The sequence below is a fragment of the Helicobacter saguini genome, from assembly GCF_000762875.2.
Classification (GTDB): domain Bacteria; phylum Campylobacterota; class Campylobacteria; order Campylobacterales; family Helicobacteraceae; genus Helicobacter_A; species Helicobacter_A saguini.
In genome coordinates this window covers 1-12477 of the sequence record NZ_JRMP02000020.1, presented here as the reverse complement: position 1 = coordinate 12477, position 12477 = coordinate 1, and the positions used below count along the sequence as shown (strand labels likewise).

Genomic DNA, 12477 nt, shown 5'->3' with positions numbered 1-12477 from the left:
TACAAAAAAGATAAATCCACAAAAAAAGGGTAAAAAAATGATATTTACGATAGAAACGGATAATAAAGAATTTATCACGGCTTTAAAGGCGATAGCAAAGGCGACAAATACAAAGGTGAAAATGAAAAAAAATAGCGACACGGCATTCACAGCGGCGAATAAAAGGGCGTGGATAAAGGCGAGAAAAGAGCTAGAAAATGGCGAAGCGATAAGCTTAAGCGAGTTTAAGAAAAAGTATGCGAGATTGTAAAATCTAGATTCTATCCACTTATCAAAAAGGGGTGGTGGGTGGGCATTTAGGCAATGAGCTAAGCGAAAATATAGAATCTAGATTCTATACATTAATGTAAAGGCAAAAAATGATAGTTAGTTTAGAAACAGATAATAAAGAGCTAATTAAAGCAATAAGGGCAATGGCGAGATTAGCAAATGTGAAAGTTAGAACACTTGATGATACAAAATTTACAAAAGCAAATAAAAGGGCGTGGATAAAGGCAAGGAAAGAGCTAGAAAATGGCGAAGCGATAAGCCATGAAAAGCTAAGAGTAATGCTAAAAAGGCGTTAAGATTCTATAGAATCTAATATTAATGTAAAGGCGAAAGTATGGAATCTAATTTTGAAATAAAAAGTGAGAGTTTAGAATCTGTGTTGAAAAAACACAAATTAGATTTTAAAGATTATGAAAAAATAAAAAACATCTTAGGCAGAGAGCCAAATCTGGTGGATGTTGGAATCTTTTCTGCGATGTGGAGTGAGCATTGTAGTTATAAGTCTAGCAAGATTTATTTGCGTGATTTTCCAACTAATGCGGCGTGGGTGCTGCAGGGTCCGGGGGAAAATGCCGGCATTATTGATGTTGGCAGTAATGGGCGTGGGGAAAAACTAGCCGCCGTTTTTAAAATAGAGTCGCATAATCATCCTAGTTTCATTGAGCCAAATGCGGGCGCGGCAACCGGTGTAGGCGGCATTTTACGCGATATTTTTACAATGGGGGCTAATCCTATCGCAAATTTAAATTATTTGTGTTTTGGTGATATTTTAGATTCTAAAAATAATGCTTCTAAAAATAATGCTTCTAAAAATAATGCTAGTTTTGGCGTGGGAAAAGATTCTAAAAGTTCTAAAATTTATAACTCTAAAAATTCTAAAGTTAGTGCTGGTAAAAATTTAGAATCTAAACAGGCAGATTCTATAAAAAGTTCTAAAAATCATAACTTGCAAAATTCTTCGATTATAGAATCTCATAAAAAAGTTTCCAAACTAAAATCCTTGCAAAAGCATTTGCTAAAAGGCGTTGTTAGCGGTATTTCTCATTATGGTAATTGTATGGGAATCCCAACTATCGGCGGTCAAACAATCTTTAATCCCTGCTACAATGGCAACATTTTGGTAAATGCGTTTAGCCTTGGCATTGTCAAACACGAGCAAATTTTTAAGGGAAAAGCAAGTGGTGTAGGCAATCTTATTATTTATGTAGGTAGTAAAAGTGGGCGAGATGGGCTAGGCGGCGCGGTTATGAGTAGCGATAGCTTTGGAGATTCTAAAGGCGTGGAATCTAAAAAAGATTCTAAAAAAAGCGACGTCATTTTAAACGAAGCGAAAAATCTAGATTCTAAAGTTATAGAATCTAAAAGCCAAAATTCTAAAAATCCTAACTTAGATTCTAAAAAAGTTACTGAAAATATAGAATCTAAACACCCAAAAGATTTACGTCCAGCAGTGCAAATCGGCGACCCTTTTACTGAAAAATTACTACTTGAAGCCTGTTTGCAAATCTTTGCTGAAAATCTAATCGTAGGTATTCAAGATATGGGCGCAGCCGGGCTTACAAGCTCTAGCTTTGAGATGGCATCTCGTAGCAAAAGTGGTATGATTTTGCACCTTGATAAAGTGCCGATGCGCGAAAAGGGAATGAATGCCTATGAGCTAATGCTAAGCGAGAGCCAAGAGCGAATGCTAATATGCGCTAAAAAGGGGAGCGAAAATCGCATAAAAGAAATATTTAGATTCTATAACTTAGAGTGCGAAGTAATCGGCGAAGTTGTGGATTCTAATGATATGGTTTTAATGTGGGAAAATAGCGTGATTTCAAAGCTACCCATTGCGCCCATTGTAGAATCTGCTCCTATTTTAAATCGACCTGTGGAAAAACCAGCATATTTAGATTCTATAAAAAAGTTACAAATTGATATTGATATAAATAAATTAGATTCTATAAATAATAAGTTTTTACTTGAAATATTAGCTAATTTAGAATCTAAGTCTTTAGACGTGGTAATCCACAAAAAACAAATCAAAAATTCTAAAAAAGTTACAAATTTCGAAACTCCAAAAAAACTAGAAATTCAAAACGCATTGCAAAATAAAGAGATTCTAAACGCCATTTTTAAGGATATTTTAAGCTCGTTAAATATTTGCGATAAAGAATGGATTTACTCACAATATGATTCTACAATCAAGTCAAGCACGATAAAGGGCGGTGGCATGGGCGATGCAAGCATTATTAGCCTTAAAAATTACGCAAGTTCCAAAGCCTTGTCAATGAGCGTAAAATGCGACCCAAAATACTGCTTTCTAAATCCAAGAGAGGGCGCAAGAATCGCGGTGGCTATGAGTGGTCGAAATGTCGCATTAAGTGGCGCAAAACCCCTTGCAATAAGTGATTGTCTAAACTTTGGCAGTCCAGAAAATCCGCAGGTAATGTGGCAGTTTAAAGAATCTTGCGAAGGGATAAAAGAAGCCTGTGAAGCCCTAAAAACGCCTGTAATTAGCGGCAATGTCTCGCTTTACAATCAAACAGGAAATAACGCAATCTACCCTACCCCAACGATTGTAAATGTCGGCATTTTGGAAGATTATAGCAACGCAATTGCTAGTCATTTTGTAGGAAATAATACGCTTATTTGCATTGTTGGGAAAGATATAAAATCTAGCTTTATTAATGTAAAAAATTCTAAAAAAGATAACTTTTTACAGAATCTAAATTTAGCCGGTTCAACCTTGCAAGAGATTCTAAATAATAAATTAAGCGGTGAATTACAGAATCTAAATTTAGAAAATGAATTGAAATTATGGGATTTTTTAAAGGAATGCACGCAAACTAAGCTATTACTAAGCGCTAAAGATATAGGACAGGGCGGCATTGCAATAGCTTTAGCAAAAATGGCGATTTTAGGAAATAAGCCCATTTCTGCGTTTGTGGATTTAAAAGAAATTTTAAATACTGATTATTCTAAGATTCTAAACTTGTATAAAAGGCAAATTCAAAATATCATAACTAGAATCTATCAAAAGTTCGATGAAAAAGAATTTGAGATTTTTATAAATGAAAGTTATAGAATCTTTATGCAATCTGGTCATATTGAGCGTAGCGAAATATCTAGCACAAAACAAAACAAATCGCCCTACTCTACCCTTTCAAATCAAAGCCAAACTACAAAACGCAAAAAAAATATAGAATCTAAAAAAAGTTCTAAAATTCCTAACTCCAAAGATTCTATAAATTCAACCTTTATAGATTCTATACAATCAATTTTTAATACTAATTTAAATAAAACTAAAGCTACAGATTCTATAACTTATAATCTTTTAAATTCTATATCTAATATGCAAAATAATGAAAAGATTCTAATAAATGAAATTATTAGAGATTTTATAATCTTTAGCAATATAGAATCTATTTCACTTTTTTCGCAAAATCACACTCAAGTCGTATGCGAAGTTTTCCCACATAATCTAGGAATTATAAAAGAAATCGCGCGCCAAAAATCTTTAGAGTGCTACTGCATAGGCAAAGTCGGCTTAAATTTAGGAGATTTTTCACAAAGCATAAAAATAGGAAATATAAATCTTAGCTTAAAAAATGCTAACGATTTATACTTTAATAGTTTTGAATCAAAAATATTCAAATAATCTAATTTTATAGAAAAAAAATTATAAAATATGATATAATTACTTTTAAAATTTATTTTAAGGCACATTATCATAATGCAGATTCTAAAACATAAAAAAGTTAGTATTTTTATAACTTTAATATTTGTAACATTCGCGTGGTTTTATTATCTATCAAGTGCGTTAAACGCGCAAGATTCCGCACAATCAAACCAAAATGCAGAATCTAAAAAGCAAATAAACTACGCATATTACCGCGAAATTTACTCACAAGATATTAGCAAATGGGAAGCCCCAAATATCGATGATAGCATCAAACAAGAATGGCAAGAAATGCAGCCCCTGCCGCAAAGCCCACAGATTCAGCAAAATAGCAAGGATAACACTTTTAGCCAAGAAAAAGCGGCGTTAGGAAAGCTTTTATTTTTTGAGAGACGCCTTTCAAAGTCACAGCAAATCGCGTGTGCAAGTTGCCATAATGCCGAGCTAGCCTTTGGCGATGGGCTATCCACTAGCTTTGGGCATAATCGCGCTAAAGGCAGACGCAATTCGCCAAATATCGCCCTTAGCAGCTTTTTTGAGCCACTTTTTTGGGATGGACGTGCTGATAGCTTAGAATCTCAAGCCCTAATGCCAATTACAGACCCGCTAGAGATGGCAAATGATTTAGATTCTATGGTGGAAACCCTGCAAAATACGCCGCAATATTACGCGTTTTTTATCCTTGCCTTTGGCGATAGCGCGTTAAAAAGTAACATCATAAAATACTACCCTACTCTATTTGAGCTAGATTCTAAAAAAGTTATAGAATCTAGAACTTTAAAAAATGGCGAGTTAGCCTACAAAAATTTAGATTCTATAAACTTAGAATCTGTAATCACAAAAGCCACGCAAAAAATAACCTTAATGCAAAATCCAAATATAGATTCTATGCCCTTTTTAACGCCTAAAATGCCACTAAATAAAACCTTAGAATCCACTGCAAAAAGTTTGATAAATGCTGAAAATATTGCAAAAGCAATCGCTACTTTTGAGCGGACTTTGACCCCCAAAAATACGCGTTTCAACGCCTTTTTGCAAGGAAATAAAAACGCTTTGAGCGATAAAGAAATCTATGGATTGCACATTTTTCGCACAAGCGGACGTTGTATGAATTGCCACTATGGCGCTGCTTTGAGCGATGGCAAGTTTCACAATATCGGGCTTAGTTTCTATGGTCGCAAACTGCAGGATTTAGGGCGATATGAAATCACGCGCGACCCAAGCGATGTCGGCGCATTTAAAACGCCAAGCTTGATACAAGTCGCAAAGTCCGCGCCCTATATGCACAATGGAATCTTTCCGCATTTAGCTGGCGTGCTAAATATGTATAATGCGGGCTTTCCCTTTGTTTTGCCAAAAGAAATTGATAAAAACGACCCTTTAATCCCGCACACCACGCCACTTATAAAGCCTTTGAATCTCACCAAAGATGAACTCAGCGCCTTAGAATCTTTCCTAAAAACCTTGTAAAATCAACACAATACAAACATTTATGTGATAGAATCTAAAATTTATTTTAAGGACGCGAAATGGCTGGGACATTCCAAAAAGTAGAAAGCGATAAACTAAACATTCGAAAAGATATAAAGCTCGTGTATAAGCGGTTTTTCCCTTATGTGAAAATGCACAAGTTTCAATACACTATGGTTGTTATCGGTATGGTGCTTTCAGCTGTAGGCTCTGGCGGGTCTGCGTGGGTGGTGCAGCCTTTGATTGATAAGGTTTTTAATGCTAAAAGTGAGCTTATGCTTTTTGCTATGCCACTTGCTTTAATTGGCGTGTTTTTTATAAAGGGCTTGGGTGGCTACATTCAAGGCTACTATATGGACTATATCCGCGCGAATACTTCTCGCCTTGTAAGTCAGCTAATGCTAAAAAAGATTCTAAGTTTTGAGCTTGATTTTTTTAATCGCAATCGCAGTGGCGAGGTCTTAGCTAGGATGGGCGATATTAATACCGCCGCGATGTTTGCTACTTCGCATTTAATTAGCTTTACTAGCGTGTGTTTAACGACTATTGCGTATGGCGCTGTTGTGGTGTATCAAGGCTCTATTGTGGCAATTATTGCCCTTTGCATTATGCCGTTATCTGTCATTCCTATTAGAATCATCGCTAGAAAACTAAGAAAACTAGCTAATCAAAGCTTTGATGTTGGCGTGGATATGGGCTCTCGCACCTTAGAGATTCTAAATAATATTGAGATTATAAAGGCTAGTAGTGGGGAAAAGCTAGAGTTTAACACGTATAAAGAAAGAAGTGACAAGCTATTTCGCCTAAGTAGGAAATCTACGCGTGTGGGGCTACTGACCTCGCCATTTATGGAGCTTTTTGGCGCGATAGGTATGGCGTTGGTGATTATTGTGGGGGGCATTGAGGTGCTGCATAATCGTATGACTACAGGCGAATTTTTCTCCCTACTAACTGCGATGCTATTAATGTATAAGCCGATAAAATCAATCAATGGTAGCTTTGCTGGGATTCAACCAGCCCTTGTTGCAAATGAAAGATTAAGCCAAATAATTGATAGAGAGCCAGAGATAAAAGATGGAAATATTGAGCTAAAAGCGCCCATAGATTCTATAAAAGTGCAGGATGTAACGTTAAAATATGATGATTTTACCGCTTTGAAAAATATAAATTTAGAGTTTGCGCGAAATAGTGTGACCGCTGTAATAGGCAAAAGCGGCAGTGGCAAAAGCTCTTTAATGAATCTAATACTACGACTTTATGAGCCTAGCAGCGGGAAGATTCTAATCAATGATATTGATATAAAGGATGTGACGCAGGTTAGCTTGCGTGCGAATATTTCTATCGTTACACAACGCATTTTTATCTTTCAAGGAAGCATTGCAAGTAATGTCGCTTATGGTTTAGAAATTGATGAGGAACGCGTAATAGAGGCATTAAAAAAGGCACAGGCACTTGATTTTGTCTTGCAGCTTGATAATGGAATAAACACGATTTTGGATGAATTTGGCACAAATTTAAGCGGCGGACAAAGGCAGAGAATTGCAATCGCAAGGGCAATCTATAAAAACCCAGATATTTTAATTTTAGATGAAGCCACAAGTGCCCTAGATGAGCAAACAGAAGAGGCACTAAAAAACACTCTGCAAGAAATGTGCAAAGACAGAATCTTAATAATCGTAGCCCACCGCCCAAGCACGATAGAGTTAGCAAGTCGCGTAGTGCAGATAAATGAGGGAGAGATTCTAAATATTTTCACCCAAGAGCAATATCAAATCGAACGCAACAAAGGCAGGATACGAAATGAGGATATTGTATAGGCTAGATTCTATAATGTATTTAAGGGTTTAAATGGCGTTGTTATCGTTATTGAATGTAAGTAAGCATTTTGGCAGTAATGTGATACTTGATTGCGTGAATTTAAATATTGAAAAGGGGGAGAAAATTGCAATTATCGGCAAAAATGGGAGTGGTAAAAGCACGCTTTTAAGAATTATTGCAGGAGAAGATTCTAAAAATTATAACTTTATAGAATCTAGCATTAAAGATTCTAATCTAGATTCTATAAATTCTAAAAATCATAACTTTGAGTTTCCTAGTGAAAGTTCTAAAAATACTAACTTTATAGAATCTAAAATAGATTCTAGCGATTTTAATACACAAGATTCTAAAAAATATAATAAAATAGATTCTAAAGTTATAAAAAATATAGAATCTAATGATGTTTTTATGCAAGATTCTGGAGAGAGAATTGTGCAAAATGGTATTGAGATTCTAAGTTTGGGACAAAAAATTGATTTTCCACCTGATAAAAATGTCAAAGAAATTTTAGAATCTAGTCTTTATAACTTACAAAAAGCACATACTAGATTGCAAGAAATATCAAATATTCCTAACTTTATTGATGATAAGTTATTAAATAAAGAATATAGCGAAATCAATGATTATATCGATAGGCATGATGGCTGGGATATAGAATCTAAGGTTGATTTTATCACGCAAAGTTTCAATTTATCTAACTTTTTGGATAAAAAAATTGCGATTTTAAGTGGTGGGGAGCAAAAGCGAGTCGCCCTTGCGTGTTTGCTAATTAAGAGCGCGGATATTATTTTGCTAGATGAGCCAACAAACCATTTGGATGTTGAGATGGTCGAATTTTTGGAAAATTACCTTAAAAATATGCGCGCAAGTATCGTGTTTATAAGCCATGATAGGTATTTTATCGATAATATTGCGGAGCGGATTGTTGAGATTGATAATTCTAAAATTCATAACTTTCAAGGTGGATACTTATCATATTTAGAATCTAAACAGCTAATGCTAAGTAATATGCAAAAAGAAAGCGAGAGTTTAAAAAAGATTCTAAAAGTTGAAGAAAAGTGGCTAAGGCAGGGCATTTCAGCAAGGCGAAAAAGAAATGAAGGACGCAAAGAAAGGCTAATGCAGTTGCGAGAAAAAGTAAAAAAAATGCCTAGTTTGCTAAGAAATGTAAGCCAAACGCTAGAAAAAACCATGAGTGAAATGCCAAAAGATTCTATAAAAAACACCAAAAAAATGCTTTTTGAGCTAGAGAATTTTTCGCTAAATATCGGTGAAAAAAATCTTATAAAAAGTCTAAATATTAGAATTTTACAGGGAGAAAAGTTAGGAATTGTAGGTAAAAATGGAGGTGGGAAAAGCAGTCTTTTAAAATTTCTAGTAAATCTGCCAAAAACAAGCCTAGATTCTAATATTTTGCCACAAAATTCTTATAATACTAGCATTTCTGGGAATTATAAATGCGGTGAAATTAAGATAGGCTACTTTGACCAGCATAAAAAAATACTGCAAGATTCTAAAAGTTTGATTGAGACTTTTTGCCCAAATGGCGGCGATAGGGTCGATGTGCGTGGGAAAAATATGCATGTTTTTGGGTATTTGAAGAGCTTTTTATTCCCAAAAGAAGACCTTGATAAGAAAATCGGTATGCTTAGTGGTGGCGAGAAATCGCGTGTGGCTTTGGCATTGCTGTTTTCCAAAAGCTATGATTGCCTGATTTTAGATGAGCCGACAAACGACCTTGACATCGCTACGATGAATATTTTGGAGGATTATTTGTATAGCAGTGAGTGCGCGATAATTTTTGTAAGTCATGATAGATATTTTGTGGATAGGCTGGCTCAAAGGTTATTAATTATAGAATCTAATGGGGTGGAAAGTAATGAAAAATCTAATTGTATAATTACACATGCAAAATATAGTGAATATTTGAGTGCAAAAAGTGATTTAAAAGAAGTGGAAAATGAAATTTTGGAATCTAAAGTCGAGTTTAAAAAAGAGCAAAAGTTAGAAAATTCGCAAGATTCTAAGAATAAAGTTAGAAAATTAAGCTATAAAGAAAAGCTAGAATATGAAAATTTGGAAGAAGAAATAGAGATTTTAGAATCTAGTATAAAAGTGCTAGAAAAAAGACTATCAAACCCAAAAGAATACGAAAAATACGGCATTCAAGCCCTAAGTAAAGATTTAGAATCTGCAAAAAACGAGCTAGATTCTAAAATGGAGCGTTTTTTTGAGTTGAGTGAGAAGTTAGATTCTGTTACCCCATAAAGATATTTATAAAACAAGTAAAAATTCTATAAAACTATCAAATTAGCAACTTTAGAATCTAAAAAGTTATTTATCAAGGATTTCAACCACAATGTAGCCATCATCGCTTCTTTGAGTGCTGTAGTGGATATCTTCGCCCTTTAATTCTTTTAGGCTATCCATTGCCTCGTCTATAAAGGGCTTCATCATACTTTTACCTGCCTCTAGCATTTCTTTATTTTTTGACGCGCCTTTTTGCTCATATTCCATCGCTTGAATCATTATGAAAATAAAGATTTTCTCAAGTGTGCCCCTAGATACACTAAAGTCGGCTAAAGTCGCCTTGCAAAGCACTTTTTGCCCTATATTGCCCTCTGTTAAGATTCTATTAAATTTCACATTTGTGAAAAGATTTTCACTAGATTTTATCACGGCTTTGCCCTCTTTTGTGTTAAAACTCTCTTTAAGGAATGAGACCTCGCTATCTTGCATTTCTGCATACATTCCCTCCTCGAACTCATTTGACACCGCTTTGCTAAACTCCACTCTTAGCTCATCTAAAGTCGCCTTATCAGCGCACTTTGGCTGTGCATTTGCAAATATTACACCACTAAAAAATACCAACATAAAAAAGATTCTAAACATACTTGCCCCTTTTTAGATTTTAAAAATTAGTATAACAATATAATTTTATGGCACAATATTTAGCACCTCTTTTAAATCCTTTTTATCAATGCAATGCGTGGCGTGGCTTTTTAGAATCTCTTTTGCACAAAAGGCAATGCGAATATCGGCGTGATTAAACATCGAAATATCATTTGCGCCATCGCCTATTGCCGCACATTGCGTCCTATCAAGCCCTAGCACGCCCTGCAAATTTTGCATCATATAGCCCTTTGAATCGCCAAACATCATATCGCCGCCGACCTTGCCTGTGAGCTTAGAATCTTTGCAATGCAAAATGTTACTAAAAGTAGCATTTAGCCCAAGCGTATCCTTAAAATGCTCGGTAATTATGCGAAAGCCGCCACTAAAACAAACCACGATATGCCCGCGGTCTCGCAGCGTTTTCACACACTCAATCGCCCCATTCATAAGCTTAAAATCATTCTCAATACTCTCTTTGACAAGGCTAAGCGGCATATCCTCCAAAAACGCCACGCGCTTAGTCAAACTCTCAAAAAAGTCAAGCTTGCCCTCCATCGCCTCCTTTGTAATGTAGCTCACCGCCGCCTCAACCTTATATCGCCTCGCCAAAATATCGATACTCTCGCCATTTAACAGCGTAGAATCAAAGTCAAAAACTATTAGCATATTCTCTCCTTTTTGAATAATACAACAAACTAAAATCCTATCTCACACCGCCAAGATTCTATCTTGCACCTTAGAATCTTCACTCTTAGAATCTTCATAGCTCTCAAAAACACGCAATTCATTATACAAACTATCGCGTTCAACCGGGATAAAACCTGCGTTTTGTATTTGGCTTATCATTTCACTCTTGCTTACACCATTGCGACTTTTCGCGCCCGCGGCGGATTGGATACTTTCCTTTTCAATCGTGCCATCCATATCATCGCTGCCAAATTCTTGTGCGACAATCGCCAGATTAAAGCTCAAAGACGCCCAATACGCCTTAATATGCGGGATGTTATCTAGCAAGATTCTAGCGATACTAATCGTTTTTAGAATCTCTTGCGCAGTGGGCGCATCTTTTGCCTTCAAAAAGTTATTGTATCGCTGATAAAGTAGCGGTATAAACGCGTTAAAACCACCACTTTTCGCATTCGCCGCAGCCAAAGACGTCTGCGCAAAACGAAGTCGCAAAATATGCTCGATTCTATGCCAACGCTCCTCAATATGCCCAAAAAGCATCGTAGCATTGCTCATCCGCCCCATTTTATGCCACGCCTTGTGGATTTCTAGCCAGCGCGCCGCGTCCGCCTTGCCATGACAGAGCTTCTTTCTAACGCTAGGATGGAAAATCTCCGCACCCCCACCAGGCAGGGAATCTACGCCGCTTTCAACCAAATCATCTAGCACCTTTTGCAGCGGCAACTCAAACTTCCGCGTTAAATAATCAATTTCTGCCGCGCCCATCGCCTTTACATGCAGCTTTGGGACAGCCTTTTTTATCGCTTTAAACATCTCCAAATTGTGCGAATATGAATGCTCTGGATGATGCGCAGATACAATATGCACCTCCTTTGCCCCACGAGAATACGCATCCACGCACTCAGCAACGACTTGCGAAATGCTCATATCATAAGGATTTGGATTCTTACGACTAGCGCTAAATGCGCAAAATTTGCATGTATCCGCACAAATATTCGTAGGATTTATGTGGCGATTCATATTAAAAAAAACCTTGTTTTGATACATTTTTCGCCTTATAGAATCTGCTGCATCCCCAAGCGTAAAAATGTCGTAATCATAAAGTTTGGCTAACTCTTTAGAAAGTCGCTCAAAGTCGCTATCTTGGGCGTTTGCAATATCAAAATTTTCAAAAATCTTACCATTTAATACAGAATCTAGTAAATCCATCGCACAAATCCTTTTTAAAATTAAATGAAATTATATAAGTTTTTGTTGGATTTTATATTAAGTTTTGTTGATTTTATGAAATGAAATATTTTTGAGCTATGACTACAATTCATCCTTCCATCTATTTTTTATTGTAAATAAGGATTCTGTATCACAATAATACTTGGAATCCAAAACTATTCCCTATAATGCTGTATATTATGTTAATTGATAAAAACATATATGAAGTTTTATGTACTTTAGAAACTATTGAATAATCCCATAAAGATTTTAATAAAATAATTATTCACTAACGATTATTCAAACCATAGACAGAAAAAATGATATATATTAACAAGCACTTTAATAATCAAAAGGATAAATTATGAATAAATTTAGCTTTGGCAAGTTTATATTAGATTGCTTGATATGTATGTTGTTAATACTCATCTCTGTAGTTATATTATTATTTCCGATAAATTTAA

Annotated in this window: 9 protein-coding genes and 2 pseudogenes; 8 read left to right on the top strand and 3 right to left on the bottom strand. The window is 35.6% G+C overall.

The features are described 5' to 3' along the window. Positions 1-37 precede the first annotated feature (37 nt). From LS64_RS10250 to LS64_RS10225, 8 genes and pseudogenes are all read left to right on the top strand, one after another. Positions 38-250, top strand: coding sequence for a hypothetical protein (locus LS64_RS10250; protein WP_118949298.1), 213 nt, complete (start codon positions 38-40; stop codon positions 248-250). 109 nt (positions 251-359) lie between these two features. Further along, positions 360-566, top strand: coding sequence for a hypothetical protein (locus LS64_RS10245; protein ID WP_034573769.1), 207 nt, complete (start codon positions 360-362; stop codon positions 564-566). 38 nt (positions 567-604) lie between these two features. Next, positions 605-1051: pseudogene (locus tag LS64_RS13850) on the top strand (AIR synthase related protein); the annotation flags it as partial. A 222-nt stretch (positions 1052-1273) separates the two neighbouring features. Continuing rightward, positions 1274-2227: pseudogene (locus LS64_RS13845) on the top strand (AIR synthase-related protein); the annotation flags it as partial. Positions 2228-2485: 258 nt separating this feature from the next. Further along, the gene (locus LS64_RS13840; protein WP_337190600.1) at positions 2486-3913 is read left to right on the top strand and encodes an AIR synthase related protein; all 1428 of its coding nucleotides are present in this window, start codon (positions 2486-2488) and stop codon (positions 3911-3913) included. A gap of 75 nt (positions 3914-3988) precedes the next feature. Continuing rightward, positions 3989-5404 (top strand): cytochrome-c peroxidase, encoded by a 1416-nt coding sequence (locus tag LS64_RS10235; RefSeq protein WP_052062705.1) that lies wholly within the window; start codon positions 3989-3991, stop codon positions 5402-5404. A 59-nt stretch (positions 5405-5463) separates the two neighbouring features. Beyond that, entirely contained in the window at positions 5464-7221 is a 1758-nt protein-coding gene (locus LS64_RS10230) for an ABC transporter ATP-binding protein (RefSeq protein WP_052062704.1), read from the top strand. A 31-nt stretch (positions 7222-7252) separates the two neighbouring features. Further along, a complete protein-coding gene (locus tag LS64_RS10225) occupies positions 7253-9490 on the top strand; it encodes an ABC-F family ATP-binding cassette domain-containing protein (protein WP_034573766.1) in 2238 nt (745 codons plus the stop codon). Positions 9491-9556: 66 nt separating this feature from the next. Here LS64_RS10225 and LS64_RS10220 read toward each other — a convergent pair whose 3' ends face one another. The 3 genes from LS64_RS10220 to mqnE are packed head-to-tail and all read right to left on the bottom strand — an operon-like array spanning position 9557 to position 12013. Continuing rightward, entirely contained in the window at positions 9557-10114 is a 558-nt protein-coding gene (locus LS64_RS10220) for a hypothetical protein (protein WP_034573763.1), read from the bottom strand. 45 nt (positions 10115-10159) lie between these two features. Beyond that, positions 10160-10783, bottom strand: coding sequence for a phosphoserine phosphatase SerB (gene serB / locus LS64_RS10215; protein ID WP_034573761.1), 624 nt, complete (start codon positions 10781-10783; stop codon positions 10160-10162). Between the two features lie 42 nt (positions 10784-10825). Continuing rightward, the gene (gene mqnE, locus LS64_RS10210) at positions 10826-12013 is read right to left on the bottom strand and encodes an aminofutalosine synthase MqnE (protein WP_052062703.1); all 1188 of its coding nucleotides are present in this window, start codon (positions 12011-12013) and stop codon (positions 10826-10828) included. Between the last annotated feature and the right edge of the window lie 464 nt (positions 12014-12477).